This window comes from Arthrobacter sp. Y3221114 (assembly GCF_059092625.1).
Genome location: NZ_JBNHHW010000001.1, coordinates 543,636 through 570,403, shown reverse-complemented (window position 1 = coordinate 570,403; position 26,768 = coordinate 543,636). Strand labels below are relative to the sequence as shown.

24 protein-coding genes are annotated in these 26,768 nt (G+C 62.5%); 16 read left to right on the top strand and 8 right to left on the bottom strand.

Annotated elements, in window-relative coordinates; all coding sequences use genetic code 11:
* The first annotated feature begins 34 nt into the window (after positions 1 to 34).
* The 5 genes from AC5RV3_RS02645 (at position 35) to AC5RV3_RS02625 (ending at position 6,365) form a co-directional block, all read left to right on the top strand.
* Positions 35 to 973 (top strand): helix-turn-helix domain-containing protein, encoded by a 939-nt coding sequence (locus AC5RV3_RS02645; protein WP_494120794.1) that lies wholly within the window; start codon positions 35 to 37, stop codon positions 971 to 973.
* Between the two features lie 237 nt (positions 974 to 1,210).
* Entirely contained in the window at positions 1,211 to 2,752 is a 1,542-nt protein-coding gene (locus tag AC5RV3_RS02640; protein ID WP_494120793.1) for a GMC family oxidoreductase, read from the top strand.
* Positions 2,753 to 2,931: 179 nt separating this feature from the next.
* A complete protein-coding gene (locus AC5RV3_RS02635) occupies positions 2,932 to 4,365 on the top strand; it encodes an aldehyde dehydrogenase family protein (RefSeq protein WP_494120792.1) in 1,434 nt (477 codons plus the stop codon).
* Positions 4,366 to 4,817: 452 nt separating this feature from the next.
* The gene (locus AC5RV3_RS02630) at positions 4,818 to 5,297 is read left to right on the top strand and encodes an NUDIX hydrolase (RefSeq protein ID WP_494120791.1); all 480 of its coding nucleotides are present in this window, start codon (positions 4,818 to 4,820) and stop codon (positions 5,295 to 5,297) included.
* Between the two features lie 678 nt (positions 5,298 to 5,975).
* Positions 5,976 to 6,365, top strand: a complete 390-nt coding sequence (locus AC5RV3_RS02625) for an RHS repeat-associated core domain-containing protein (RefSeq protein WP_494121017.1) — start codon at positions 5,976 to 5,978, stop codon at positions 6,363 to 6,365.
* A 961-nt stretch (positions 6,366 to 7,326) separates the two neighbouring features.
* Here AC5RV3_RS02625 and AC5RV3_RS02620 read toward each other — a convergent pair.
* Together AC5RV3_RS02620 and AC5RV3_RS02615 are read right to left on the bottom strand one after the other, a co-directional pair.
* Positions 7,327 to 8,121: a hypothetical protein gene (locus AC5RV3_RS02620; protein ID WP_494120790.1), complete on the bottom strand. Its 795-nt coding sequence runs from the start codon at positions 8,119 to 8,121 to the stop codon at positions 7,327 to 7,329.
* Positions 8,118 to 8,981 (bottom strand): hypothetical protein, encoded by an 864-nt coding sequence (locus AC5RV3_RS02615; protein WP_494120789.1) that lies wholly within the window; start codon positions 8,979 to 8,981, stop codon positions 8,118 to 8,120. The genes AC5RV3_RS02620 and AC5RV3_RS02615 overlap by 4 nt, the downstream gene beginning before the upstream one ends.
* Between AC5RV3_RS02615 and AC5RV3_RS02610 the strand changes: the two genes are divergently transcribed.
* The 9 genes from AC5RV3_RS02610 to AC5RV3_RS02570 all read left to right on the top strand — a co-directional run bounded on the left by AC5RV3_RS02610 (position 8,959) and on the right by AC5RV3_RS02570 (position 19,489).
* The gene (locus tag AC5RV3_RS02610) at positions 8,959 to 9,405 is read left to right on the top strand and encodes a hypothetical protein (protein WP_494120788.1); all 447 of its coding nucleotides are present in this window, start codon (positions 8,959 to 8,961) and stop codon (positions 9,403 to 9,405) included. The genes AC5RV3_RS02615 and AC5RV3_RS02610 overlap by 23 nt on opposite strands.
* Positions 9,406 to 12,793: 3,388 nt before the next feature.
* Positions 12,794 to 13,414, top strand: coding sequence for a hypothetical protein (locus tag AC5RV3_RS02605; RefSeq protein WP_494120787.1), 621 nt, complete (start codon positions 12,794 to 12,796; stop codon positions 13,412 to 13,414).
* 379 nt (positions 13,415 to 13,793) lie between these two features.
* Positions 13,794 to 14,072, top strand: coding sequence for a hypothetical protein (locus AC5RV3_RS02600; RefSeq protein WP_494120786.1), 279 nt, complete (start codon positions 13,794 to 13,796; stop codon positions 14,070 to 14,072).
* Entirely contained in the window at positions 14,053 to 15,258 is a 1,206-nt protein-coding gene (locus AC5RV3_RS02595) for a cupin domain-containing protein (RefSeq protein WP_494120785.1), read from the top strand. Before AC5RV3_RS02600 ends, AC5RV3_RS02595 begins: the two co-directional genes overlap by 20 nt.
* A 211-nt stretch (positions 15,259 to 15,469) precedes the next feature.
* Complete coding sequence (locus tag AC5RV3_RS02590; RefSeq protein ID WP_494120784.1) at positions 15,470 to 16,174, top strand: sucrase ferredoxin; 705 nt, start codon at positions 15,470 to 15,472, stop codon at positions 16,172 to 16,174.
* Positions 16,175 to 16,508: 334 nt separating this feature from the next.
* A complete protein-coding gene (locus tag AC5RV3_RS02585; RefSeq protein WP_494120783.1) occupies positions 16,509 to 16,868 on the top strand; it encodes an iron chaperone in 360 nt (119 codons plus the stop codon).
* Positions 16,869 to 17,003: 135 nt separating this feature from the next.
* A complete protein-coding gene (locus tag AC5RV3_RS02580; RefSeq protein WP_494120782.1) occupies positions 17,004 to 17,573 on the top strand; it encodes a hypothetical protein in 570 nt (189 codons plus the stop codon).
* 57 nt (positions 17,574 to 17,630) lie between these two features.
* Entirely contained in the window at positions 17,631 to 18,212 is a 582-nt protein-coding gene (locus AC5RV3_RS02575) for a dihydrofolate reductase family protein (protein WP_494120781.1), read from the top strand.
* 656 nt (positions 18,213 to 18,868) lie between these two features.
* Complete coding sequence (locus tag AC5RV3_RS02570) at positions 18,869 to 19,489, top strand: hypothetical protein (RefSeq protein WP_494120780.1); 621 nt, start codon at positions 18,869 to 18,871, stop codon at positions 19,487 to 19,489.
* Positions 19,490 to 19,671: 182 nt separating this feature from the next.
* On the opposite strand, the gene AC5RV3_RS02565 is transcribed toward AC5RV3_RS02570, so the two are convergent.
* From AC5RV3_RS02565 to AC5RV3_RS02550, 4 genes are all read right to left on the bottom strand, one after another.
* Positions 19,672 to 20,040: a cupin domain-containing protein gene (locus tag AC5RV3_RS02565; protein WP_493987076.1), complete on the bottom strand. Its 369-nt coding sequence runs from the start codon at positions 20,038 to 20,040 to the stop codon at positions 19,672 to 19,674.
* A 203-nt stretch (positions 20,041 to 20,243) separates the two neighbouring features.
* A complete protein-coding gene (locus AC5RV3_RS02560; protein ID WP_494120779.1) occupies positions 20,244 to 21,317 on the bottom strand; it encodes a DNA polymerase IV in 1,074 nt (357 codons plus the stop codon).
* A gap of 155 nt (positions 21,318 to 21,472) precedes the next feature.
* On the bottom strand, positions 21,473 to 22,693 hold the full coding sequence (locus AC5RV3_RS02555) for an MFS transporter (RefSeq protein WP_494120778.1): 1,221 nt from the start codon (positions 22,691 to 22,693) through the stop codon (positions 21,473 to 21,475).
* A 38-nt stretch (positions 22,694 to 22,731) separates the two neighbouring features.
* A complete protein-coding gene (locus tag AC5RV3_RS02550; RefSeq protein WP_494120777.1) occupies positions 22,732 to 23,619 on the bottom strand; it encodes a dihydrodipicolinate synthase family protein in 888 nt (295 codons plus the stop codon).
* Between the two features lie 132 nt (positions 23,620 to 23,751).
* On the opposite strand from AC5RV3_RS02550, the gene pdxR reads away from it, so the two are divergent.
* The gene (gene pdxR / locus AC5RV3_RS02545) at positions 23,752 to 25,146 is read left to right on the top strand and encodes a MocR-like pyridoxine biosynthesis transcription factor PdxR (RefSeq protein WP_494120776.1); all 1,395 of its coding nucleotides are present in this window, start codon (positions 23,752 to 23,754) and stop codon (positions 25,144 to 25,146) included.
* 114 nt (positions 25,147 to 25,260) lie between these two features.
* Here pdxR and AC5RV3_RS02540 read toward each other — a convergent pair whose 3' ends face one another.
* Entirely contained in the window at positions 25,261 to 26,097 is an 837-nt protein-coding gene (locus AC5RV3_RS02540) for an aldo/keto reductase (protein WP_494120775.1), read from the bottom strand.
* A 149-nt stretch (positions 26,098 to 26,246) separates the two neighbouring features.
* On the opposite strand from AC5RV3_RS02540, the gene AC5RV3_RS02535 reads away from it, so the two are divergent.
* Positions 26,247 to 26,432 carry a hypothetical protein gene (locus tag AC5RV3_RS02535; protein ID WP_494120774.1) on the top strand — a complete coding sequence of 62 codons (186 nt, stop codon included), beginning with the start codon at positions 26,247 to 26,249 and terminating at the stop codon, positions 26,430 to 26,432.
* A 58-nt stretch (positions 26,433 to 26,490) separates the two neighbouring features.
* Here the strand turns inward: AC5RV3_RS02535 and AC5RV3_RS02530 are convergent, their stop codons facing one another.
* The gene (locus AC5RV3_RS02530; RefSeq protein WP_494120773.1) at positions 26,491 to 26,745 is read right to left on the bottom strand and encodes a hypothetical protein; all 255 of its coding nucleotides are present in this window, start codon (positions 26,743 to 26,745) and stop codon (positions 26,491 to 26,493) included.
* Positions 26,746 to 26,768 lie beyond the last annotated feature (23 nt).

Below are 26,768 nucleotides of genomic sequence, written 5' to 3'. Positions count from 1 at the left end.
AAAGGTGCGTGATGGAGCTGAGGGGAGACGATCCATGACAGAGGTGCAAACCTGGTCCACCGACCTCTTGCCGGAGAAACTCCGCTTCGAAGCATGGGCGGAGAAGATGCGTGCGCTGCACATGGACTGGGACCTATCCTCGCCAGTCGAAGATACCTATGCCGCCAGAATCCGTTATCGGGGGACTGGGAGCTTGAAGCTCGCTGAAGTGCGCTGCGCGGCGTTCGGGGGTCAACACAGCCCCTCGGTGAACACCCCCGATGTCATGGGTATCCAACTGCAGCTTAGCGGCCAATTGATGTGCACCTATGGAGACGACCGGTTCACGATCAAGCCAGGCGACCTCTTCGTCTGGGACAGCGATCGAGGGGGCACCTTCGACAGTGACGGACAACACCGCCAGGTGTCGTTGCTCGTTCCGATGGCGCGCGTCCCGCAATCCATCACGTCGATGCTCGGAAGCAGCCGCCCCCTTGCCGCGCGGCCCGGAGCCGGCACACTTTCCATCGCCGCAAGCCAGATCCGTGGGATCGCCCGCGAGCTGGACCATCTCAGTGACGACGCCGTGAACCGGACAGTGAACGGACTCCTCGACCTCATCGACTCTGCGGTCGCCCCCGCTCAAGAGACAGGATCCGGGCAGCGCGCTGAACTGCTCGCGGAAATTCAGCAGTACATACTGGAAAGGCTCGATGACCGCCAGATGTCCGTCCGTTCCATCGCCGCGGCACACTGGATCTCGGTGCGGACTCTGCACCTCATCTTCTCCGAGTCGGGGACGCCGGTAGCGCGATGGATTCGTCAGCAGCGGCTGGAGCGATGCCGCCGAGATCTGGTCGGCGCTTCGGCCTCCACGACGGTCACCGCCGTCGCCTTCCGATGGGGCTTCAGCGACACGGCCCACTTTAGTCGCGTCTTCAAGCAGGCATTCGGTGTCCCGCCGACGGCAGTTATGCCTCACAGCAATCAGTAGTCTTGCAGCAGCCTCGCTAGCCCTCAACCAAGTTGATACTGCCACCCTTCACTCTTTTCCGTTTGGCGAGCCCAAAGATGGGACGTCGATCAATCTGATCGACGTAAGTAGTCAGATCGAATTGCACTGGTTGTCATGACAGCTGCACTCGTTGACAAGCGCATCGGGTCACCATCAGTCAAGACTGGAGCATAAGCATTGAGTGAGCTGCGTCACCGCAGCGTAAGGAGGCCAAAGATGGCAAACAATGAATTGGACTACATTGTGGTTGGCACCGGTTCTGCAGGCTCCGTCCTCGCCCGCAGGCTGGTCGACGCGGGCAAGACGGTTGCCGTGCTGGAGGCCGGCGGTGAGGATACAAACCCGGTGATCGCCGACGTCTTTGCGGCCGGCGCGCTGTGGCATGGTGCGGAGGACTGGGACTACTACACGACCGAGCAGGAGGGGTGCGCCGGACGGAAGCTGCACCTGCCCCGCGGCAAGGTCACCGGAGGCTCCCACGCCCTGAATGCCACAATCTGGGTCCGCGGTGCCATGCAGGACTACGACACTTGGGCCCATTTGGGCTGCCCGGGCTGGAACTGGGATGACGTCCTGCCTGTCTTCAAGGCCATTGAAAACTACGACGGCGGTGCCTCCGACACCCGCGGCGGTTCCGGCCTCCTCGACGTCGTTGAGGACTTCCCGCGCAACCCGGTCCAAGACGACATCCTCGAAGCCGCGCAGGAAATCGGCGTGAAGCTCAACGAGGACTACAACTCGGGCGACGTCGAGGGCGTCTCCAAGATGCAGCTCAACGTGCGAGACGGCAAGCGGTTCAACACCTGGCACGCCTACTTAAAGCCCGTCGTCGGACACGAAAACCTCACGCTCATCACTAACGCACACGTGCGCCGGCTGCTTATCGAGGACGGCACTGTGGTTGGCGTCGAATACGAGAAGGACGGCCGGTTGCACACCCTCACCGCGGGGGAGACAGTCCTGGCCGCTGGTGCCATTAATTCCCCGGAGTTATTGCTGCGCTCCGGCATCGGCCCCGCCGAGGAGCTGCGGGAGGCCGGAATTGAGCCCGTACTGGACCTGCCCGGCGTCGGCAAGAACCTGCACGACCACTTGCTCTCCCCGGTCATCTTCACGACAACGAAGAAGGAGGTGCCGCCCTCCCAGGTCGGAGCTGCGGAAACCCACCACTTCTGGAAGAGCAGCCCGGACCTGGCAGTGCCGGACACACAGCCGATCCACTTCTCGTTGCCAATGTACTTCCTGGATTCCATGACGGGCCCGGAGAACGGCTTCTCATTGATTGGCGGCATCGTCCGCCCGCTCAGCCGCGGTGAAATCACTCTTTCCGGTCCCAACACCGAGGACCCGATCCAGATTAACCTCGGTGCCCTCACCGCCGATGAAGACGTCCGGGCCTTGGTCGCCTCAGTCCGCCAGTGCCGCGAGATGGGCCGTACCGCTGCCCTCGAGGAGTGGGGACCCGAAGAGGTGTACCCCGGACCGGAGTACTCGGACAACACTGAAGACCTCGAGCGCTACGTCCGCGAAACCGCCGTCACCTACCACCACCAGGTCGGCACTTGCAAGATGGGCCTCGACGAGCTCGCCGTAGTCGATCCCCGCAACCTGAAGGTCCGCGGCATCGGAGGCATCCGCATCGCCGACGCCTCTGTCATGCCGCTCGTCCCCACCGGCAACACCAACGCCGCCTCCGTCCTCATCGGAGAAAAGGCTGCCGAATTTATTACAGGCATCCGGGTCGACATCGGCGCGTAGCCGAGTCAACACACTCCGGAGGACCGCCGAAGGCTTCGAACACGACCGGTCACTGCGAGGTCCGATGAAGCCACGTCGAGTTGGCGGAGCGAAGAACTTTGCACCGGCGGGCAGACCGCTACACCGAATCGCCCCTACTCCCTTCGACCTAGAGACTTAAGAGAGCACAGGAGAACAATATGACCAATGCAACGACGCAACGCGTGTTTGAGACAGCAGCAGACCTGCTCGCTGTCATCCAACCAGCCACCGGTGGACGCGAAATCTTCGATCCCGCCACCGGCGAGCTCGTGGGGCGCGCGCCTGAGCATTCCACGCAGGACCTCGAAGCGGCCGTGGCGGCCGCCAACGCAGCCCAGCCAGGGTGGTCGGGCCGCGGGCATGCCGAGCGCAGCGAATACCTGAACCGGGCCGCCGACGCGGTGGAAGCCAATGCGGAAGCCCTTGCCGAGCTGCTCTCGCGCGAGCAGGGCAAGCCGCTGAACGGGCCGAACGCCCGGTTCGAAGTCGGCGCCTGCGCCGCCTGGCTGCGCACGACAGCGGCGTTCAAGCTGGAGCCGGAGACCATTGTCGACGACGAAGGCGGTCGAGCGGAGCTGCACTACCGGCCGCTGGGCGTGGTGGGTGCAATCGGGCCGTGGAATTGGCCGATGATGATCTCGGTTTGGCAGCTGGCACCGGCGCTACGGATGGGTAACACCGTAGTCATGAAGCCCTCGAGCTCAACGCCTCTGTCTGTGCTGGCCCTGGCTGAGGTCCTCAACACTGCACTGCCCGCGGACGTCCTGCACGTCGTCTCCGGAAACAGGACCGTCGGCAGTCTCCTCGCCGAACACCCGGACGTCGCAAAGGTCATGTTCACCGGCTCCACGGACGCCGGCAAGGCGATCATCCGCTCGTCCGCGGACACCGTGAAGCGACTGACCTTGGAACTGGGCGGCAACGACGCCGGCATCGTGCTGCCGGACACCGACCCGAAGGCCGCCGCGCAGGACCTGTTCTGGGGCGCGTTCATCAACACCGGCCAGACCTGCGCCGCGCTGAAGCGGCTGTATGTGCATGAGGACATTTACGACGACGTGTGCGCCGCGCTCACCGAGGTCGCCGAGCAGATGCCGATGGGTCACGGGCTGGACGAGAACAACGTGCTGGGCCCGCTGCAGAACAAGGCCCAGTACGACATCGTCGCGCGCCTGGTGCAGGCGGCGAAGGATTCCGGCGCCCGCGTGCTCACCGGCGGCAACCCGGACGAGGGCCAGGCCGGCTACTTCTACCCGGCCACGCTGGTGGCGGACATCGACAACGACAACCCGCTGGTGGTCGAGGAACAGTTCGGTCCAGCACTGCCGATCATCAAGTACTCCACGGTGGACGAAGCGTTGGACATGGCTAACGGGCTGGAGGTCGGCCTGGGCGCCTCGGTCTGGTCCTCCGACCCCGCCAAAGCCCGCGAGGTCGCTGCCCGGATCGAGGCCGGCACGGTCTGGATCAATAAGCACGGCGCCGTCGATCCGAGGATCCCGTTCGGCGGGGCCAAGCAGTCGGGCTACGGCCTGGAGTTCGGCGTCGAAGGCCTCAAACAGCTCGGCGCACCGCAGGTCATCTCCGGCTAAACCGCCTCAATGGGCGGCGTCAGGGGCGACCTGGCGTCGCCCCTTTCTACTTTGAACAGGCTTCGCTCATCACTGAGGTGACACCGGTGGGTTCTGGCCTTCGGTGTTCCGGTCAAGATTGTGGGCGCAGAGACCGGGACATGTGCTCCACTGATGGTCCGCGACACAGTGCGGGTACCCACGGTCGCCAAGTAAGTCCCGGAAATGAGCCCGAACCCGGAAACCGGGGCCACAAACTTCCAATTAGGCGGGCCGCTATAACCCAGCGCGCCAGACACTGCCTCACGCAATACCGCTGATTGGTTGTCGGAAGTTCTTCCAAGTACATCTACATCTCACATCTTCTAGTAGTCTTTGTCGTCGTAGACCGGATTCCCGATCCGGTCGAGGACCCTTTCGCCACCGCAGGACAAGAACCGGCAATCTCTATAGCCTAGGGATGTGGAGGGCGTATGACAGTTCGCAGCGCAGGCATCCTGCTGTACCGGCGGAGCCTGGAAGGGCACTTGGAGGTCTGGATCGCCCATAATGGTGGCCCTCACTGGACCGGCATGGACACCCGCGCCTGGACAATTCCAAAGGGAATATACCTCGACGCGGAGGACCCTCTGGTGGCCGCGCTGCGGGAGTTCGCCGAAGAAATCGGGACGCCGGCGCCTCCGGCGGATTACCTTGAGCTGGGCGCTTTCCGCCAGCCTTCGGGGAAGGTCATCACCGCCTTTGCCGCCGAATCGGATTTCCAGCCAGAGCACATCACCAGCAACACGTTCCCGCTGGAATGGCCGAAGGGTTCCGGTGTTGTGCGGGAGTATCCCGAAATCGACGATGCCAGATGGTTCCGAGAGCCGGAGGCGCGCAGCAAACTGGCGAAGGGGCAGGTGCCGATCCTCGATGCCCTTGCCGAGTACCTCGGGAAGCTGGGCGGGTCCTGAGCTGGTCAGCTTTCAGGCGACATCGTTCTCCGCACTGGGCAGTAGTAACGAGCATATGGCGCCGGTGTAGAGCCTGGCCGTGCTGTTCAACCCGGCGATGGATGACCTGAGCTGGTTCGCGGCATCCAGGCATTGCTCGGTTTCGGTTCAGGCCAAACTTTCGGCTGGCGTGGCCACGAAGATGTGTACCTTTCAGCCATGAACAGGGTGATACTTCGCATTGCCTATCAGTTTCGCCAAGTAGGTCAGTCAGCCGATATGGGCAGTAGTCCACCGAAACCGCGGAAACACGGTGATTCGCATCTGGCGCTAACCGCCAACTAGCCTCCGACCTCACACTCCTTGTGAAGTGCACGGCTAGTTGCGACTTTTGCAGAGTTTGCGCGACTTCTGAAAATGTAGTCGCGACTTAGTCGCAACTAGCCGGTTCGTCTGAGACCCATGCTAGGCCGGCGGGGGGCTCCGTCGGGCGACCGGCTCGTGCAGACCGGTAGGAGGTTCACGACCCGGTCACCGGAGAGCCGCTCGTGCTTCGCACCGCCGCCGGCCTTGACGCGCTCTACATTTACGACGGCACCGGCAACCCCGCAGCCCTCGTCAGCTCCGGGCCACACATCGCATTCGCCTACACCTACGACCCCTACGGGGTACCGACCCTGACCAAAGGCTCCGGCGGCGCTGCCATCGCCCAAAACCCTTACCTGTTCAAGCAAGGCATCCAGGACCGCACCACCGGCTGGGTCAAAATCGGGGGCCCGCTACTACGACCCGGACACTGGGCGTTTCACGCAACAAGATGCCCTCGATGCGCCGCTTGACCCGGCCAACGCCAACCGCTACGCCTACGCCGCCTGCGACCCTATTAACCTAAGTGATCCCACCGGATTGATTACTGACGCTTGTGGCGGGGCCTTAGCTGGACTTGGGCTTGCAGCAATTGGCATTATCGCGGCGGGCGCTTCCATTCCTGTAACGGGACCGGTTGGACTAGGCGCTATCGTTGGTTTGAGCACGACCATTACTGGGGGTGCCCTTTCAGGCGCAGGAGTAGTGTTGGCATGCAGTTGAACCGAACATTCATTGTCGTCATGTCGTTGTTAATCGTTGCCGGCGTCATGCTAAGTGTCGCCGCAGAGACGACGGAACTGCTTGTCGCGGGCATTGCCATAGCTGTCTGTGGCTTGATCGGTGTCAGTCCAACAGCAAACGCGAGACCGAGCCCTCCCGCTGGTGCAGTCATAATCCCACCAACCACCAGGGCAAAGAATCCAACGGCAGACGCACTGCACGCGAGAATCTCTCTCGTCGTAGCCATCCCGAGGGGGTCTAAGTGGTTGATGGGATCGCAGGCGGCGTAAGCGTAGCGATGAGAGTACCGTCTTTCATCGGCGATTCCGGGACAGAATGGCAGCATGGGGCAGCAACCGCAGGCATTCTCACAGGCTGTTATGACGAGAACGGGAATCCAATCTGATGCTCTGGATTAGTGTGCTGATAATCATTTGCGGCATGGTATTGGCCTTCACCGCTAACAGCTGGGTAGGAATCATCGCTGGCATTATCCTGGCGATCGTTGGCGTCATCCAACTTATCCGGGCCCAGAATGCAAAAACTGGCACATAGGAGAGCCAGGCCTCGCTTTCTAGGGCCCTCGACATCCTCGGTGGGATCCACTGGTCTTGTAATGGCCCCGCGCCGGATGCACTTGTAACGGCCGAGCAACAGGTCCGGCATATCCCGCTTGGTGAGCGGGGTCAAAGCAGTAAGGAGGGGCGGAGCCGCTTTGAACTGGTCCCAGAAGTATAGAGCCTTCCGTCTCGCCCTGATCTGGTATTTTGTCGTATTCCTATTTGCTGCCTTGAGTATCGCGTTTTCGTTAGCCGTCGGCGCACAGAACCCTGCCTCCGTCCAAGAGACTGCTGAGTGTCCGTCTTGGCTGCTACCTAGCGTCGCCCCAACACCGCTGCCCAGTGTAGGGTCTTCGTCGAAGTGAGAGCGTGACGGCTGCGCATTTGGCAAGTGCGGATGTTTATCGACTCCGACCGAGAACTTCATCGCGTGGCGGAAACCTAACCCACGCCCAAGAGCCGTTTCGGAACGCGAGATACCGGTGCCAGTAGTTGGACCAGATCCACAGTGCGTCGACCGAGTCAAAGCCTGCGGGGGAAGAAGCCGGCAGGTCGAAGTCATCGGTGAAGAACCGGGCGGGCAGTACGTCGTCCGTTGGAACCAGAAACAGGTGCCGCTCCGAGACATCTTTTGTGCACGCGAGCTTATCGATGTGCGACGACATATGCGGTTCTCCATGCCAGGTCTCGACGACCCGGGCGAAGTCGCGGGGTGCATTGTCGACGAACTCCGCGCGCGTGGCTTGGTAGATCACCACACCGGGACTGAAGCGAGTGCGTCGGAGCGTGCCGATCTTGTCGGCGAGGAACTGCGCTAGATCCAGCTCGGTGTCTAGGAGCTCCGAGGGCAGATGCTCGGGCCGGTCTACACCGTGGGCGTCGCAGAGCTCGACTGCCCGCAGTGCGGCTCGCCGCACGGACTTGTACGGAAAGTTCGCAGCGGCAGAGCGGAACTCCCACGAGCTCTCCGCCGGCCAACGCCAGCCCTCCTTCATCGCCATTCCTTGCCAGGCGATAGACGCCTTCTCGGTCACGAGCGTGACCTCAAGAGCGCCCCACTGCCCGTCGGGCCACTCGAGGAGAAAGTCCACTGCCGATTGCCGACCGTCTATGTCGTAGGGTAGGACCGCAGCACCGGTTTCGTAGCCGACCAGATGCGCGGCGATGCGCTCGGCTCTCTTCGCGAGGTTCGTCATGCACGCGTCTTCGGTCGGCGCTTCGCATAGTGCTCCGCGGTCCAATGGTGGTCGTAGAAACCGGAACTGTTGAGCTGGTGCATCGCCGAGATGATCGTGGGCGACGTGAGGATGGAATCGCGTAGCGGCGTCAGGGCTTCGACGATGATCTGGCCGAGGTGGCCAAGGATCTCGATCTGGCCGGTGGTGTTCCCGAGCAGCACGGGAGCCATGCTGCTCAGCGTCTGCTGTCCGTCCTCCTTCGGTATTCCGAAGTGGACACCGCCCTCGACGTGCGCGTAATAGCGCACCACCTGGCGGACGGTTAGATCAGACCCGTCGACCAAGCCGACCCTAGCGCTGGCGAAGTCTTCTACTGACGACAATGCCAGGCCATCGGGACCGCCAACAAGTTTGGAGTCTCCAAGCCTAATGGAATAGGGGAGGGCATCACCTGACTCGTCGAGTGCCTTCCAGGGCTTGATCCGGAATTCCATCGGAACTTCCCGCCGAGCGGTGCGCACGGTATCGACCAAGGCGGATCCGTCCAGGAGCAGCTTGCGGAGCAATGGTGCGATTCCGAGCAGTTCGTAGCGACTCCTGCTGCCCGGATCCTCGCTCCGGCGTCGCACGTCGGAGACTGTCTCGACGAACAGCCACTCGGCCAGCATCATCTGAGCGGCGATGTCACGCGCCATCGCAGGCTCCTTCTTCGCCTGATAGGTCGCGGGCGCCAGGCTCAGGCGACATTTGCGTGTTCGGCTGCGGGTGCGCCAGTCGACCGAGGTCGCGAGCGTCTTGAAGATATGATCGGCGTCCTTCTTCGCGCTCTCCTTTAGGAGCGGTGCGAAGGTGCGGATGCCCGACCAGTCCACCATCATCGTCCACGTCTCATGCCCGTCTCGTCTATTACAATTCGATCTCGTAACTGGTTCTTTTGCAGCATGCTTCAGCGGCGTGGGCGGCTTCCCCCGCGGTATGGTCGGGACTTCGGCGCACTTGCGGGTTGCTGCAATAACTGCTCGATTTCTACACCCAGAACTAGTGCGATGTCCCATAGCTGTAGGGGCATCTAGAAACGGGAGGAAACCGTTGAAGCTTTTACTGGCGATCTGGTCAGTCCTCCTGGTTCTTGGTGTCGCCTACGCGATTGTCAGCAACGATGCTGTGAGTTTACTGATCGGCTTGGGAATCGTCGTCGTCTCGATCCTTGGATTGGTAACTACTGTCAGGAAAATTAAGGTTTCAAAATTCCCCTATCACCAGGAGAAGAGCGGCACGGAGAGCCAGGATGAGTCCCTCTAATATAGGCTGTGCTGCCTCCGGCGGTCTGGGTAAAAAGGAACGGTACACCTCATGCAGAGCCGCACCTATGCGGTCGCTATGGGAGTCATGTTCATGGCAGGGGTTGGACTGGCCTTCACGGCCAACACTACCGGAGGTAGTATCGCAGGGGTTGTCATGGCCCTTGCCGGACTCGGCGGCGTCACGCCGTTTTTCATGTCTCGCAGGGAGCAAAGATAAGCTGCAACATGGTGAGGCAATGGAGTCCGCCAACATAGCAGGAGCTGTCGGAAAGGAACCGACCGGTACACCTACGCATGGACAGACACGTCCAAGGGCTGCCCGTGATCGAACAGCTCACACGCGGGACCGGCACCGCGTACATCGGACAGAACCCGGTCACAGGAACCGAGGCAGGGCATGCGTAAGAGGCAGCACATCGCTGTATATATGTCCATGGCGATCTTTGCACTGTTGGCGGCACTATACGCCGCGCTCGTTTTGGATTCGAATCAAGCCGTTCCTAGAGCAGCTATCCTTCTATGCGCTGTTGTATTGCTCGCGACTGCAGTTTGGGGATACGTAATGAATGTTCGACGAAGGTGACCCTCCAGACATCCATCGCCGTTGCCCAAACCCCTACCTCTTCAAGCAAGCCATCCAGGACCGCACCACCGGCTGGGTCAAGTTCCGTGCTCAAGCATAAAAAATGGTCTGAACTATCTTGCCTTCCTCGGAGACTTAGCTCCGGTAGGTAACGCCCTTCGTTAGATTGGAGTGACAATGTTCCCGAAAAGAGGGCAGGTCTGGACTTACCGTGAAAGAGGGCGATTCCTTACTCTCATGATGGGCATACCGCTAGTCCTGATGCTGGTTGCTGGCATCTACTTCATGATTACTGAGTCAAATTGGACACTCATCGTGGTAACCATACTTGGGCTCATGTTTTTGGCTATGTTCTTATTCGACAGCGAACGCAAGCATCGTGGAGAACGTTGAATTGGGCGCCGAACGCGAACCGGCCCTGGTTTCGAACATGGCCGTCTGGGAACCCTCGCACCTGTAGTGGGAGTCGTCGGAGGGCTGGGTATGTGTGGGCATTGGGATATACACAACTTATGAGGACTCGTGATGAAACTAAGAGTTGCCGTTATCACTCCCGCCCTCGTACTGATGCTTGCGATGCTTGCTCCGGCACTCGCGCAGCCGCAACTAACTCGGCCTCTGACCATCGTCATCCCCGTCGTAGGCGTTGCGGCTACAGTTACCGCATTAGTTCTCGAACGGTCATTGCGACGGCGGAACCCGCAGCCCGAGGCCAGCCTGGGTCGGAAGGGGGTACGGCTTAGGAGGCTGCGGCTTGTGGTTCTTCTGGTAGCGGCCGCCTTCGTCCTGACGATGACGGCCCTGGCACAGACCGGGCCGTCGGATCTGCTGCCCCTTCTTCTAATCGCCACGATCGTCGCAGCGGTTGCGGCGGGGGTGACTGCACTCCTTCTAGACCGCCGGTCGAGGCAGTAACGTGCGGCTCCGGGTGCGGCCGCGGCTGGAACGGGAGTGGGATGAGCGTGACCCTACTCCGGCTGAGCGGAGATGGATCCGAGCTTCTTTGCGGGCGGCGCGGCCTGATCGCGCACGAGCACCCGGAGCGAATATTGGATCTACCCCTGATGTATGCGGCAGATGGGATCGCTTGCGACACGCCCGACACGAGGCTGGCCCGGGTCGGTTCGCACGAAGCGGTAGTATTTGAACGCAGACGGGCTTGCGAGTAACCGTTGGCGGCGCCCTCCGACTAAGGACGGCTGTCATGAAGGAGCACGGCTCTTACTCGTTTCCACCTGAAGTGCCGTTTTGACAGACACGCATCCCATTTTTCTGAGTCGGCAGAAAATACGGAGGAATCTCGTGCCTGCTTCAAAAATCGCCAGACTCGCCCAACTGCGAGGTCGCGCCACGGGTGAAAGCCACCAAATCGCTCGGCGCGCTATCGAATCCGCCAAGTCCGCCGGATGCCCGATACTGTCGGAGCCGACGATCCAGCAGGAACAGCTGGAGGGAGCTGTTTTCGAAAAGCTGGCCGACCTCCGATGGACATCGTCCATGGTCGGATCTCCAAGCTTCGGCATCAAACGCGTGATTCCCGCTCCGAACCGCCTGGTCATCGAGCTCGAGCGCGGCTCCGGACTCCAGGAGTTCGTGCTCAGCGTAATGCCCGTCATCCAGCGGTTCCCAGACGAACCCAGTCCGGACGTTCATGGAATTCCTGGTCTCCGTTTCCGCACCCATAACCTGGGCGTGAGCCTGTTTCGTCCTGACTTAGAGGGAGAGGTCATCGTTGGGGGGATCACGGCCAGCCAGTGGGAGGCCGCGCATGCGGCCGGGTTCGACGTTCCGCACAACCTTGTTGGCTGCGCCGCGATGTCCGATCCCACCGGGTGGACCCGGGCCGAACGGGGACTTTGGTCCTTGGCTCCGGGAGCGGTTTGGTGGCCAGGACCCGAAGCGCGAGGCCGACCTCAATGTCCTGCGGAGCGCCATGCTTCGGCGAATCGGGCTCATCAACAGGCTCACACCGAATTCGGCAAACACGTGGACGAAGCTCGGGCAATGTGGTGTTGTCGTTGAGATCAGCCGGCCCGGTTACGAGCCCTCGTCCTACGACGCCTTCATTGCTGCAATGACTTCCCCCCGACTGTCGCCGCAGCTGACCCTAGCCAGTCCCGGGAGCTCCCGGGACCAGCGCACCCGAACTCTCCGGTCCACAACGCCACGGAGTGACAGCTTTCTCGAAATCCGCATAGTCGACTGACTTGCCGGCTGCCGGCGGTTCAGCGCGACTTCAGGCTAGGCAACGGAGCGTACGGCGGTGCGGCGGGCCAGCCGCCGCACCGCTCCGCGCCACGACAGCGGGGCCTCATCGTCGGTGATCCAGAGGTCGATTCGGCAACAAACTAAGGAAGGGGGACCACAAACTTCCAACTAGACAGGCCGCAATGACCCAATGTGCCGATGAGTGCCCTGCGGGATCTAGCTGATTCCTTGTTGGAAGAACTTCCAAATAGATCTACATCTCACACTCCTCCTCCTCCGAATTCTTCTTTATATAAACACAACTTCGTGCTCTGACTGGCGGAGCAGAATGCTGAAACGACCTATCCGGGCAATTTGCCCGGATAGGTCCTTTTTTCTGCAGGCTGCGGCCCTCCCCTTTTTTCCAAAGGGTAGAGATATTGCGCCGGAACCCGTTGACAGCCCGAAAACCGCGGGCTTATGTTGAGGCCACTATGCGCCCGGTGGGGGGACGCAGGAACCGTCGTTCTCTCCACGGACCTGTCGCCTTTATGGCATTTACGCATAATCGTGCAGGATGAGCGATCAGCCCTCCTGCTGCCCAGGAGCTCCCATCATGAACCTCAAAAAAGCACTGCGCCTGCCCGTTTTCGTTGCTTTCTTCCTCGCCGTGGGGGCCGCGCCGACCGTTGCGACGCCTGCGGAGGAAACCCCCGTCACCTGGCCTCCCCCGGACACAGGAGGCCAGTACCTGCCCGTTCCGGAAGAATATTACGACCCGATTGAGATCAAGGCGTGCGGCACCACCGTCACCATGGAAGCCGGAGACGTCCGGGATGTTTATTACAAGTCCCGGGTGAAGCAGAACGGATCAACGATTCTGAAGTTCAAAGGAGATGCCACCGTGGACCTAACCCGTGCCTCGGATGGCGCCTTTATCGACGAACTCGACATTTCCGGAACGGCCTATCAATACATCTCAGCCGATGAGCTGACCGTTGTGGAACTCCTCAGTGGGCGCTCGATCGTGGCAGCAGCGAGTCCCGAAGAAGCCGAAATGATGGCCGCAGAAGGTTTGCCGGAGTTTGCCTACTACACACGGGGGTGGTTGGGTTTCTACAGCCAATTCTCTGAGGACCCGAAGGTGATGGAGCCGATCGCTTCGGATATCGTGCTGAACACCACCCGGCACGTGCACGATGTGTGCGAGATGCTCGATGAGGCGGCCTGGAAGTAACACCACCACCCGCCCCTGAGGCTTTGAAGGCGTTGGCCCGGCAACGACTGTTCGCCTGCGGGCATTTTGGACGCCCCGCGGGTGATCGGGTGCGGTGTGAAAAGCTGCGGAATCTTCCCGTGTGACGAGTATGGATCAGAATTCGTGATTAACGAATGGTTTTGGTCGAATCGGGTTGCCGGTGCTGGATCAGTCGCCTCAACGCGGATGTGTTCCCAAACTCAACCTGTGCCGATATGTTGATCGCGGGCGGTGTAAGGAGGGATCGCAGGGCCCAACGATCAGTCACAGATAACGGGTACTGATCCCAGCTATTCGATTCCAGGAGGAAGCATGACTGACCCCCAGAAGGATCCGGAGGAGCAGGAAGGCCCGGCGGATGGCGGCGCAGCCGGTGTTCCCGGCGTTCACGACGGTGGTGCTAACGGTGGCGCTAACGGTGGCGCTGACGGTGGTGCTGACGGTGGCGCTGACGGTGGTGCTGACGGTGGCGCTGACGGTGGTGCTGACGGTGGCGCCGACGGTGGTGCTGATGGCGGGGCCGACGGTGGTGCTGATGGCGGGGCCGACGGTGGTGCTGATGGCGGTGCTGACGGCGGGGCACTTGGCGGTGGTGCCGAAGAGTCGGACAGCCGGTCTTGAGCAGCGCTCGAACTGACCTTCAGGATCCCGGCGCCGCGCCAAGGCCCGGGATCCTGGAGACCCGCCTCATTGGCGGAGGACGCGACCAGTTTGCCCACCACGCATGGGGACGAACGGCGCTGCTTACGCGCAACGCCAGCGACTTCTCGGATTTGTTCTCTGCCGAGGCAGTCGACGAACTGACTTCGCGGCGGGGACTGCGCACACCCTTCCTCCGTGTTGCCAAGGACGGCTCGACACTACCCGACTCATCATTCACTTCTTCCGCCGGGGCTGGCGCCACCATCCCTGACCAACTCGACGACACCATGCTTTGGCGAAGGCTCGCCGACGGTGCCACACTCGTCCTGCAGGCGCTGCACCGCACGTGGGAGCCGGTGGCAGACTTCTGCACCAAGCTGAGCTCGGAGCTAGGACACCCGGTTCAGGCCAATGCCTACATCACCCCACCCCAGAACCAAGGATTCGACGATCATTACGACGTGCACGACGTCTTCGTCCTGCAAATCGAGGGAACCAAGCGCTGGATCATCCACGAACCCGTCCACCCCGACCCGCTGCGTGACCAGCCCTGGACCGATCACCGCTCCACAGTTGCTGAGGCGGCGGAAGGCGAAGCGTACATCGACGCGGTGCTCAAGCCCGGCGATTCCCTTTATCTGCCGCGCGGCTGGTTGCATGCCGCCAAGGCGCAGGGCGAGGTATCCATTCACCTCACACTCGGAGTCCACAACTGGACCCGCTATGCGTTGGCCGAACAGCTGGCTCAGGCAGCGCTTGAACTGCTTCGCGACGATCCAGAGATGCGCAAGTCGTTGCCACTGGGTGTCGACGGCCCCACTGGCGAGCTCGACATCGTCCGCGAACGCCTCGCCATAGCCGTCACTGAGGCCGATTCCACTCCCCAGTTCCACCGCACGCGACGAGGACAGGGACGCCCGGCCCCGCTAGGACTGCTGGACCAGCTAGCGGCCGTCGATCACCTCGGCCCCGAGTCCCAAGTGCGGCTGCGTGATGCACTGCAACCACGGTTGGAGGATTCACGCCTGACCACGCGCGTGGGTTGGCTCGACTTCCCCGAAAAGGACTTGCCGTCTGTGACCCGGCTGCTCAACGGCAAGGTTCACACTGCGAACGATCTCGGCGTCGAGCTCGTCGAAAGGCTCTTGCGAGCCGGCGTCGTCGTTCCTGCGAAACAGTGATGACACCACGATGCCTGCCACCGAACGCTTCTTCTGCGCCGAAGGCGCCCGGACACGCGGCGACCCGCTGGCAGGCACAGCACCCCGCGGCTTCATCTGAGTCCTCATCGAATGCCGAGGCGGGTGGCCGACTAACGGCTTCAGCGACCTCGATCTCGAACCCGAAACCAAAGCACTCGTATTTTCCGCTGCGCAGGCGGCGCGGGCCCGGGTGCTGCTGGTACGACGACACGGCCGCAGAAGCCGCAAGGGTCCCGGCCGCTGGGCCGTGTTGCGCCACGAGAACTCCGGTGCCCATCGCCAGCAATGGGGAACGTGGACCCGTGATGAGGATCTGGCGCAGATCGCCCTAGCCCTCAAAACCCCCGGTGAGCCCGGCCTGCAGCCCGTCATTCTGGTGTGCACCCACGGTCGGCACGACCCCTGCTGCGCTTCGCGCGGACGCCCCGTGGCACGAAGACTGAGTGAACGCTGGCCGGAGCTGGTGTGGGAATGCACGCACGTAGGCGGTGACAGGTTCGCCGCCAACGTCATCGTTGCGCCCGACGGCGTCTACTACGGCGGTCTAGATGCGAAATCATCCGTTGCGACAATTGAAGAACACCTCGCCGGCCGTATCCACGCAAAGCATCTGCGCGGATACACAGATCTCGCCCAACCACAGCAAGCCGCTGTCGCGGCCGCGCTGAAATGTTTCGGCCCCGCCAGCCGTCATGACTACACGATCACTGACGCTGTCCGCGACGGCGACCACTGGCGGATTCGCATCACCGGCCGGCCGCCACATGCAGGGAGTATTGAGGTCGAACTGCAGGCACACCGTACTCCGCCGTGTCAGCTGACCTGCAGGGGACCGATGATGAGCTCAGTCACGGTCTACGAACCCACTTCGATCCGCCACTTTCTAAGGGCATGACCCAGCGGCCGCCGGGTCATGCCCTCGCAACAGACCCGTCTACGAGATGACCGATATAGTCGACGCTGTTGGGGTCGGGGACCTGGGGTATTGCGACACCGCCAGCATGGATTTGAAGGCGTTAAGCCCTGGCCGCCGAGCAGCGCGACGCCGGACCGACGGCAGTCGAGAGGCATGAGGACCCCCCGGCCGGACAACGTACAGAAAGTGATGGATCGGTCGGTGATCTTTGGCGGCGGCAATCTATGGGTGCAGCTGTACTATGACCGGGGCGTGCACGATCGCTCAAGATGCGACCGTCGCCCGACATGACTTCGGCGAAAGGGAGAGAACCATGACAGCGAGTTCGATCATCGAGTACATCGACCGGTACGACGGTGATGTACGGGATCGGCTGCTGACCGTGTACGAACTGATCCGGTCGGCCGTGCCCGATGAAGCCGTAGAATCGATCAGTTGGCGTATGCCGACCTTCAAACTCGGCACCGAGCCGTTGTTCTTCTTCACCGGAACAAAGCGCCACATTGGGTTCTATCCGACTTCAGACGTGATCGCGCATTTCTCGACAGAGCTGACCGCATATGGGACCACCGAGCACTCTATCCAGCTGCGCCATGATGCCCCCCTCCCGACCGAGCTCATCCGCGAAATAATCGCCTGGCGGCTACAGCAGCTGCCTTCAGACAAGGTTTGAGTCAGTCGCCTCGGTGCATATAGCTGCGAAGTGTCAGCAGCATGCCCGGAACGACTGGGATAAGCTCGCTTGGGACCGAAACCAGCATCGAATCCAACTGTAAGGGGCGGGGATTCCTTGGATCTGTGGGGCGGCATGAGCCGCGACGAACTCCGCATCTTTTGTTGGGTTGCAGCCACCGTCTTTGCGCTTGCGGCCGGCGTCTGGCGTCCGCGCAGGCTTCATTGGACTGCGCTTGGCTCCGTCTTGCTCTTCGCGGCCCTCAATGCGGGCGCCGGGATCTACGTCCTGAACCACTTCGGTGATTCGCGCTGGTCGGCAGGGGGAGAACCGCCGCTGACCGCTCCGACGTTTTCCGGGACGCCTGTCGTGGGGCAGTTTCTGGGCCCGCTGGACTCCGCTCTGAACGGAGTGGTCGGTGGGGTGAACGAGTTCCTGGCCTTCAAGCAGGCACTTCCCGTAGCGCTGGACTTCCTGGCCGCGTCAGGCTGGGCCCTGCTGGTGTCATTCCCGCTTGCCATTCTCGCCGCCGGCATCAGTTACGCAGTAGCCAAGCGCCGAAAGGCGGACTTCGAAAAATACCGTGCCACCGTTGACCTGCTCAAAGATGAGCTCGAGCAGATCAAGCGGCAGATCTCGTCAGGGAATTCCGTCGGCACGGCTCTCCCTGCAGGGGACGAGATCACTGACGGGCGGCCTGACTGAGGCGCAGAGGATGAGTCAAGTGGGTGCCGGAGTTGGCGTAAAGGAAAGGAGAGCCCCGTGGGCAAGGTGGTCATGTACAGTTCGGTGTCGGTGGACGGCTTCGTCGCGGACGAGAACGACCAGCCCGGACCGCTGTTCGACTGGCTGACCAGCGGTGACGTCCCGTTGGACGAGAGCGGCGAGGTGAAGGTGTCGCAGACGTCCTACGACTACACCCGGCCGTACTGGGACCAGATCGGGGCGACAATCGTCGGCCGCCACGTCTTCGACATGACGGACGGCTGGGACGGGAAGCCTCCAAGCGGGGTCGACCACGTGGTCGTCGTGACGCACCGGCCGAAGCCCGAGGGCTGGGACCCCGAGGCGCCGTTTCACTTTGTCGACGGCGTCGAGGCAGCCGTGACCAGGGCGCAGGAGCTCGCAGGTGACCGCATCGTCGAGGTCGCCGCTGGCGACGTCGGTGGCCAGGTGCTCGCCGCGGGCCTGGTCGACGAGGTCCGCATGGACGTCGTACCCGTCGTGTTCGGGTCCGGCAAGCGCTACTTCGGGTCGGTCCGCGCACAGCACCTGTTGGAGGATCCCGACGTGGTGATACAGGGCAACCGGGTGCTTCACCTGCGCTATCGGGTGCGCCGTTGATCGATCAACATCCAGTCAGCGATTAAACCCTCAACTGTGAATAGCTACATTTGCTTGCCAGTTGGAGGCTAGTTCACTTTGCTTGTCTTGGTCCGTTTGGCCATCCTCCTTTGGGGGAACTCCCGCATCTGAGCAAAATAAACGACCTATCTAAGCATCGGTCATATGGGTCGTTCCTTAGATGCCGCTGTGCGGTCAGGACCTTCGAAGAATGTCATGCATCTGCGAAGTAAAGACGAGGGCAGAGGTAAGTCGCGGGTTCGTACCGTCAACGATCGGCGGCGTGCCAACCACTGGAGGAATTCGGTGCGGGAAATAACCTTAATCTGGGCATCGACATTGCTTCCGCCCCTTTTCCCGCCCGTAGGTGTGACGTTTTCGCCTGCCTCCTGATATCCCATTCGCAACTGGGAGAAACGGTGCATTTCCTCTAGAACGGTTTTAATACACCCTCCATTCAAGAGGGTAGTAGTACTGCGCCCGAACCCATTGACAGTCGGAAAACCGCTGACGTACGTTGAGCGCACTGTGCGCCTGGCTGGGGGAAGGAACGCAGGGACCGTGGTTCTCTCAACGGACCTGTCGCCACTACGGCATCCAACGCATATCCGTGCAGGACGAGCGACCAGCCCTCCTGCCACGCCAGGAGTCTCATCATGTCCATCAAGAAAACACTGCGCCTGCCCATTTTCATTGCTCTCGCCCTCGTCGCGGGGACCGCGCCGGCCGTTGCAACGCCCCAGGAAGAAGCCCCCACCCCTTGGCCGCCCGAGGACACTGGGGGGCAGTACCTACCAGTCCCGGACGATTACTACGCTCCTATAGAGTTCGAGGCGTGCGGCACCACGGTCACTTCAGAATCCGGAGACGTCCGGGAAGTCCATTACAAGGCACGGGTTAGGCAGAACGGGTCGACACTGGTGAAGTTCCGGGGCGACGCCACCGTGGACCTGACGCGCGCCTCGGACGGTGCCTTCATCGACGAACTCGACATCTCCGGACCGGGCTTCCAATACTTCTCGGCGGACCAGTTAACCATCGTCGACTCGCTCAAGGGTCCCTCGATCATCTACCCCATGGGCACCGATGATACCGCGGCGCTGGAAGAAGAAGGCCTTCCGGAGTTCTTGTACTTCGAGCGGGGGTGGCTGGCTTTCCATGCCCAATTCTCTGAGGACCCGGAGATGGTCGAGCCAACCTCGGTGGATATCGTGCTGAACACCACCCGGCACGTGCACGATGTGTGCGAAATGCTCGATGAGGCAGCCGAGGAATAACACGTCCTCCTCCCTGGGCCCGGGGAGGAGGTGCCGAGGTTCAACCGTGTCTGGGCGGCGGCGAGCAGGACGCCTGTATTCGGGGGGATTTAGCCTGTCTTGTGCTTCTGGTGGTCGACGGAAGGAGGCGACCCCAGAGCGGCCGTTAGTCGTGCCAGGTGCGGCGACTGGAGATGACGCTCTTAGTCCTGTCGCTTGGCGTAGTCGCTGAATCCTTGCCAATCAACGACCACGCATTGCTCATCTCCTACGACCCATGCATCGTGACCTGGCGGGACGGACATATAGTCGCCGACGGTGAACTCGTTTTCCTCCCCGTCGTCCATGACGATCTTGAGTCGTCCGGACAACACATAGCCGGTATGGGCCACCTGACAGCTGTCCGTCTTAGCAATGGGTTTCACGTGCTTGGACCACTGCCAACCGGGCTCGAAAACCGCCCGCCCGACGGCGCCTGCCTCGAGATTGATCAAATCCAGCTTTCCTTTGCCGTCCTCGAAAGGCCGGGTTTCTTCGGGCTCGTTTAGACTCTTGCGGATCATGGGTGCCATGAGGGTCTCCTTTGAACCAGACGTGCAATGCGCACAAGTTTGGCAGCACCCCGGGAACGGGGTCAATGCGTCCCGGCCTGACGAGGACGTCTGCATCGTTGTCGGCAGTACGGTGATCGCTTCGAACGGGGTCGCTAAGCCCAGAGGCTGCAACGGCTGCCGTCTTCACGCCTAAATAGTCGCCAACAAGGCGAGCGCCGCCGTCACCAGCCGCCGCGCGTCGGCGTATGTCCCTTTCGGGCGTCGTCGGGCATTGCCATTTCGGCCCGCAGGCCTAAGAGCCGGATGGGGCGGCCCGCTTCGATTCCGGCCGCGAGGTCCAATGCCCGCGCAAGGATTTCGTTCCGGTCGAACGTCTCGGGAATTTTCCTGGCGTGGGTCTTGGTGAAGAACGGTGCGTATCGAACCTTGAGGGTCAGCCCAACCACGGGCCGTCCTTCGGCCACAACGTCCTCAAGGACACGCGCTGTCAGCTCCCTTACGGCGTCGTCGATCTGGGCGGGCTCGGTCAGGTCCCGCTGGAAGGTGGTCTCCCGGCTGTGCCCGCGGGCAACCCACGGGGTATCGTCCACGACGCTGGCGCCGTCCCCTCGTCCTAGCTCCGCGTACCAAGGACCCATCTTGGGGCCGAATTCCGGGACCAGGTCCTGGGGGTCGGACGCAGCGAGCTCGGCGACTGTGTTAATGCCGAGTTTGGCCAGCCGGCCGGACACTTTGGTTCCGACGCCCCACAGGTCCTTGGTGGGCCGACCGCCCATGACGTCCAGCCAGTTCCCGGCAGTGAGACGGAAGACGCCGGCCGGCTTGCCGAAACCCGTGGCGACCTTGGCTCGGACCAAAGTGTCGCCGATGCCCACGCTGCAATGCAACTGCGTTCGCTCCAGGACAGCGGCCTGCAACTGCCGGGCGTAGGCTTCCGGATTCTCTGTCTCGACGCCGACAAAGGCTTCATCCCAGCCCAGCACCTGCACTGTGGCGCCGGGCTGCTCACGAAGCGTAGCCATCACCGTTTCAGACGCCGCGAGGTACGCCTCGTGATCGACAGGAAGGATGACAGCATCGGGCACTTTCCGGGCAGCGGTGCGTAGGGGCATTCCCGAACCCACGCCGAACGCCCTGGCTTCGTAGGATGCGGTCGACACCACAGCCCGTTCCGTGGGGTCGCCCCGGCCGCCGACAATGATCGGTTTGCCCGCAAGCTCCGGCCGCCGGAGCACTTCGACCGCAGCGATAAACTGGTCGAGATCGACGTGCAGCACCCACGGGATTCCGCTCACGCCACCAGTCTGCCCTATACGTCCCTGGCAAGCATCGGCTCTCCACCGAGCTTGGCCGCCGAGTCTTGCGCCCCTTTGACTTCCAGCGCCGCCGACGGCGTGCACCGCACGTGTGTGCCGAGTGTGGCGCAGCCGTGCGCTGACCGGGCCTTGGTTCACACCTTCGCGCTGGCATGGCGGTCCAGGACTGACGCGCCCACGGCGGCCGTAATGATGGCCACTGCCAGGAACAAGGGCAGCTGGGTCGCGTGCGAAACGACGGCACCGGCCACAGCAGTTCCTGCCGAACCGGCAGTGATCTTCAGGGCTCCGACCCACACGAACACTTGGCCTCGTGCCTCCGGCGGTGCATATTCGCTGCGGGCGGCCAGGGTAGCGGCGAAAAAGTACGAGTTCGCGATCCCGGCCAAGGAGTAGGTCGCCACTGCGGCAGGGAAGTTGCCGGCAAATGCCGCCCCGGCCAGGGTTACACCTACCCCGGCCGACAGCCACGTCATCAGTCGGTCTGCGTCGGCCTGCATCGGCCGGACCATCACGCCGGCTGAACCGGCCAGGCCACCGAGCCCATATGCCGCGGCAAGGACGCCGGCTGCAGCAGGTTCGACGGCGAGTTCGCCGGTGGAGGCTACCGCCGTGATGGGCAGCACCGCAACCGACAGGGCGACGACAACCGTCATATAGAGTGTTCTGCGCAGAGGACCCGTCGAGAACATCATCACCAGTGTCCGTCCCGGCTGGGGGACCTCCGAGGCTGCGGCAGCTGGCGGGGAATATGGCAGGAGCCTGATTACCGCTGCAGCAACAAACGTGGCCGCGGCCAGGATCAGCGCTGCCACCGCGGGGCCTGACCACGCCGAAACCGCGGCAACAAGGGAGGGCCCGATCGTGCCGCCAATACCGTAGGTGGCCACGTCCCAGCCTTGGGCGCGGCGCTGGCTGGATCTTCCCGGCCCCGCTATGGCCGGCAGCCGACTGCTGATCCCCCCGGTCAGCAGCGGACCAACTAATCCGGAAGCGACCAGCAGCACCCCGGTGATGACTGGCCAGGTCACCGGATACAGCAGGACAGCCGCCGCGAGCGTTACCCCGTGGGCTATACAGGACAGGGCAATAACGGAACGGCCGTCGCGGGCAGTATCAAGGCATCGGGCGACGAAGGGACCAAACATGTGGGGCGCCGTAATACAGGCACCAAGAAGGCCGGCCAGCCATCCTGGCGCCCCGCTCGTCGCCACGAGAAGGATGATGGCAACCACCGCGCCCCCGTCGGCGCCGCGGGCCAAGGTGGCTGCCACGACATAGCGGGCAAGCCCCTCGGGCACATCGGTGCCCCGACTGCGCGTGCGGGCAGGGACGCTACGGCTTGGAAGACTCATTGGATCTGCCGCCTAAACCAGGATCAGGAGGCCTTTGGTCACGCCTGAAGACCGCATTGGCGAATGACGTCCGCTGCTTTCAGGCTGCCTTCACTGTCCAGACCGTGAAGCGGCAACGGCAGGCTAGGTGAGGAAATCAGCCCCAGATGCTCTGCAATTGCTGCGGTAACGCGCAGGCTGCCGTACGTCCGGAAGAGCGACCATAGGGGCTCGAGATTCGCCGACGCTTCCAGGGCCCGGTCGCTGCGGCCAGCCAACGCATGATCCGCCATCACCTTGGCCGTTTCGGGAAGGACGCCGGCGATCACCGAATACCACACATCACAGCCGGCGAGCAGCGCTTCAGCAGCGGACCAGTCGCCGCTGATACCTACCGATATGCGTTCCGGCAGCAGCGAGCGCAACTCCCTCAGGCGTGCAGGAGCCTGCCCTGGTGGGGGAGGGGGGATTTTGATGGAGGCAATCGCCGGGATGTCGGCAATGCGCGAATACAGGGCATCGGAAAACGTGAACCCGGTAGTGCCTGGGTTGTCGTAGACGACGATGGGTACCGAGGATGCCGCCGAGACGTCCTGGTACAGGCTGAAGACTTCCGCCTCCGTCAGGCGTTGGTACGACACCGGGGCCAGCAGCAATCCTGAAGCCCCTGCTGCCTGGGCATCTTCAACATGCGCCAGGACATCGCGGGTACGCACCGCACCCACTCCGGCGATGACCGGGACCCCGTCGGCGGCATCGACAGCGGCTTCAAGTACGGCACGGCGTTCCTCCCGGGACAAGTACGCGTAGTTTCCGGTGGAGCCGAGCACGCCAAGGGAGTTCACGCCGGCTCTCGCGGCCCGGGAGACCAATAGAGCAACGGCCTTCACCTCGATGCGGTCATCAACAATTGGTGTGAGGGGGAAAGCGCAGAGTCCGTCAAACATGAGTCCTTCTTTCATCCGGCTCTCGGCTGGGTAAAAGCGGAGCAGCGGCGGGGGCGTCTGGTTGCGGTTTCCATGGTGGCAAGCGCCTTGGTCCTACACTAGGTCCAAGAAAGAGGAAATCAGGAGGTCCATATGGGAGAGGCCGAGCTTCCGCTCGCACTCGACAGGAATGCTCCGGCTCCACTCGCCGCCCAACTGGCCGACCAACTCCGCAGGGCCATCCTCAGCGGGCTGCTGGGGCCAGAGCATACGCTCCCGGCGACACGCAGGATGGCCTCCGAGCTCGGCATTTCACGCGGCGTGGTGGTCCGGGCGTTCGAGCAACTGGCCGGTGAGGGATTCCTGGAAAGCCACGGTGCCGGTGGAACCAGGGTCGCGCTCCGCCCGGACGTTCAACACCCTGCCCACGAGGAACGCCCGGTCCCGCACCTTCAGGACAGCAGTCCGATCATCGACCTCACGCCGGGACGTCCCTCGTCAACGCCCTTCCGCGACCGCGAGTGGCACACTGCCTGGCGCAAGGCGGTATCCGAACAGGGACCCACACACCTGCCGCCACCTCTTGGGACCGCCACCCTGCGGAAGGAGGTCGCCGGGCACCTGGCCGCATCCAGGGGGCTAGCCGTCGAACCGGATGACGTCATCATTACCGCCGGAACCAGCGACGCCCTGCATCTGGCCGTGGCCGCCCTTCGAAGCCGCAGAGAGCATCCCCGCATACTCGTCGAGGATCCGGGGTATCCAACGGCCCGACGGGTCATGGCCGCCGCCGGTGCCGTGGTGGAAACAGTGCCCGTCGACGACGACGGACTCAAAGCCGTCCAGTTGGCGTCCCTTGGTCGGCTGCCGGACGCGGTGCTGATCACCCCGAGCCACCAGTACCCGCTAGGCGGCCGGATGCCGGTGCAGGAACGGCTGGATCTTTTGAATTGGGCAGCCGAACACGGTGTGCTCGTCCTCGAAGACGACTACGACAGCGAATTCCGCCACCGCAGGATGCCCTTGCCTGCCGTTGCTTCACTTCCATCCACTGCCGATGTCGCGCTGCTGGGGACATTTTCCAAGTCCCTCAGTCCCTGGCTGCGGTGCGGCTACCTCGTGGTCCGCGGGGAATCGGGCCGCGCGCTGAAGGCCATCCGCGAAGACCTGGACACACCGGTGGCCGGGATCATGCAAACGGCCCTCGCCTACTACATCCGGGCCGGGGGTTTGGCACGACACATTTCGCGTGCCCGCCGCGAATATGCGCACCGCAGGGCCCTGTTACTGGATCGGCTTGGGGCCCATTCGGACCTTCAACTCGCAGCCCTCGACGGCGGACTCCACGCAGTCCTGCGTTTCCAGGGAAAGGACGCCCCTCAACTGGCCGACGAGGCCCTTCGCCGCGGAGTCCGCCTGGTGACACTGGCCGCCTACTATGCCGACCGCGCGCCCGAGAACGGGCTCGTCATCGGGTACGGCGCCCCCAGCGATCTTCAGCTCACCAAAGCCCTTGACGTCATCGTCGAATTGCTGAGTGCGCGCTGACCGCTGCGGCTGCCATCCCATGGGCCGGTACCTATCCGTCGAGACGCCAGACTGGAGCTGATGCGACGGGGAAGGAGCGCTTTCGTTCCCGCACGTGGGCAGCAACTCCTCGTCTCAGTTGATCTGATCAGGGTGGGAGCCGATCCGGCCGTCCCGGCGGTCGAGGCGGGCCAGGCGCTCCATGGCGGTGTTGTTCAGGCTGAAGTCCCAGACACGGAAGTTCTCCGCAATGCGGGGACCGGTGGCTTTGGGGATGGCAATATTGCCCAGCTGGAGATGCCAGCGCAGGACCACCTGGGCAGGAGTTTTGCCCAGATCGCGGGCCAGGTCCACCACGATAGGATCCTTCAACGCTGCTCCCCGGGCCAGGGGACTCCAGGCCACGGTGCGGATGCCGAGGGCGGCGTTGAATTCCCGTAGTTCCGCTTGTTGGAACCACGGGTGCAACTCGATCTGGTTGACCGCCGGGACGAGGTCGGTGTTGTGGAGCAGCCGTTCGAGATGTTTCGGGAGGAAGTTCGAAACGCCTACCGCCCGAACGCGCCCCTCACGGTAGAGGCGCTCGAGCGCCTTGTAGGTTTCCACAAACAGACCACGCTTGGGCTGGGGCCAGTGGATCAAATACAGGTCGATGTAGTCGAGCCCCAGTTGCCGGGCCGAATCTTCGAAGGCTCGGAGCGCCCGGTCATGGCCGTGGTTATGGTTGTAAACCTTGGAGGTGACAAAGATTTCCTCGCGGGAGGCCAGCCCGCTGGCCGTGTATTTGCGGACGGCCTCACCCACCCCCTGCTCGTTGCCATACAGCGCCGCGGTATCGATATGGCGGAAACCGGCCTGCAAAGCGCGATAGCAAAGCCCGGCGGTCTCCGGCGGCGGAATTCTGGCCGTGCCGAAGCCGAGCCGGTCTATCCACACACCGTTGTTAAGCGCTGTCTTCTGCTCGGCCGCCATGGACGAGACTCTAGTCTTCGGGGCCCGCAGAAACGATCGTTCAGAGACGAAAGTCCGCACCCTGCGTCCCTGAATCTGCGAGCGAGCGGCCCTTGGCATCCGACGGCGACCGGAGGACGATTAAGGGACCGATATGAAGGAGGTTCGAGATGTGCTACGCCTCGAATAAGGATTCCCGTTGGGGTTTCCGCAGGGAAACCGTGCAGACGCCGGAAACCCGCCGGGAAGACAAGGACACCGGGAGCGAAACCTGGACGAAGTCTGATGACTCCGAAGTGATTGCCTTCCTCGACAAGTCGACAGTGGAAGAACCAGCCAGCGACCGGACCACGTAGCCGAAACCGTACGGAACCAGTGAAGCCCCGCAGGTAATCTGCGGGGCTTCGTTTGCGCCTACTGGCTCGGCGATTCATCCGGGTCGAAATCCTCCAGTGGGGCTCCCAGCCGGTCGTCCGCCATCCCGCCTTCGAGCGGGTCGGACAGCGTCTCGTCCACGGGACGCTCCGAGTCCGTATCGATCCCGGCGTCAACAAGTTCCGGCGGGACCGCGTCGGCGCCCTCATCCGGGATGACCGGGTCCTCACCCTGAATGTTCAGTTCGGGATCCGGCAGGTTCAGTTCGTCCTCCGGGCGGTTCTGCTCGCTCATTGCAGCCTCCTTCGATCGGTGAT

What these genes read in the sequence shown, in the direction of transcription:
- AC5RV3_RS02585 (WP_494120783.1), top strand. Translation starts at nt 16,509, where the DNA reads ATGACAGCGAGTTCGATCATCGAGTACATCGACCGGTACGACGGTGAT.
- AC5RV3_RS02630 (WP_494120791.1), top strand. Translation starts at nt 4,818, where the DNA reads ATGACAGTTCGCAGCGCAGGCATCCTGCTGTACCGGCGGAGCCTGGAA.
- pdxR (WP_494120776.1), top strand. Translation starts at nt 23,752, where the DNA reads ATGGGAGAGGCCGAGCTTCCGCTCGCACTCGACAGGAATGCTCCGGCT.
- AC5RV3_RS02610 (WP_494120788.1), top strand. Translation starts at nt 8,959, where the DNA reads ATGCCCGACCAGTCCACCATCATCGTCCACGTCTCATGCCCGTCTCGT.
- AC5RV3_RS02565 (WP_493987076.1), bottom strand. Translation starts at nt 20,040, where the DNA reads ATGGCACCCATGATCCGCAAGAGTCTAAACGAGCCCGAAGAAACCCGG.
- AC5RV3_RS02600 (WP_494120786.1), top strand. Translation starts at nt 13,794, where the DNA reads ATGGCGGCGCAGCCGGTGTTCCCGGCGTTCACGACGGTGGTGCTAACG.
- AC5RV3_RS02615 (WP_494120789.1), bottom strand. Translation starts at nt 8,981, where the DNA reads ATGATGGTGGACTGGTCGGGCATCCGCACCTTCGCACCGCTCCTAAAG.
- AC5RV3_RS02535 (WP_494120774.1), top strand. Translation starts at nt 26,247, where the DNA reads ATGTGCTACGCCTCGAATAAGGATTCCCGTTGGGGTTTCCGCAGGGAA.
- AC5RV3_RS02620 (WP_494120790.1), bottom strand. Translation starts at nt 8,121, where the DNA reads ATGACGAACCTCGCGAAGAGAGCCGAGCGCATCGCCGCGCATCTGGTC.
- AC5RV3_RS02580 (WP_494120782.1), top strand. Translation starts at nt 17,004, where the DNA reads ATGAGCCGCGACGAACTCCGCATCTTTTGTTGGGTTGCAGCCACCGTC.
- AC5RV3_RS02550 (WP_494120777.1), bottom strand. Translation starts at nt 23,619, where the DNA reads ATGTTTGACGGACTCTGCGCTTTCCCCCTCACACCAATTGTTGATGAC.
- AC5RV3_RS02530 (WP_494120773.1), bottom strand. Translation starts at nt 26,745, where the DNA reads ATGAGCGAGCAGAACCGCCCGGAGGACGAACTGAACCTGCCGGATCCC.
- AC5RV3_RS02640 (WP_494120793.1), top strand. Translation starts at nt 1,211, where the DNA reads ATGGCAAACAATGAATTGGACTACATTGTGGTTGGCACCGGTTCTGCA.
- AC5RV3_RS02555 (WP_494120778.1), bottom strand. Translation starts at nt 22,693, where the DNA reads ATGAGTCTTCCAAGCCGTAGCGTCCCTGCCCGCACGCGCAGTCGGGGC.
- AC5RV3_RS02645 (WP_494120794.1), top strand. Translation starts at nt 35, where the DNA reads ATGACAGAGGTGCAAACCTGGTCCACCGACCTCTTGCCGGAGAAACTC.
- AC5RV3_RS02635 (WP_494120792.1), top strand. Translation starts at nt 2,932, where the DNA reads ATGACCAATGCAACGACGCAACGCGTGTTTGAGACAGCAGCAGACCTG.
- AC5RV3_RS02540 (WP_494120775.1), bottom strand. Translation starts at nt 26,097, where the DNA reads ATGGCGGCCGAGCAGAAGACAGCGCTTAACAACGGTGTGTGGATAGAC.
- AC5RV3_RS02605 (WP_494120787.1), top strand. Translation starts at nt 12,794, where the DNA reads ATGAACCTCAAAAAAGCACTGCGCCTGCCCGTTTTCGTTGCTTTCTTC.
- AC5RV3_RS02570 (WP_494120780.1), top strand. Translation starts at nt 18,869, where the DNA reads ATGTCCATCAAGAAAACACTGCGCCTGCCCATTTTCATTGCTCTCGCC.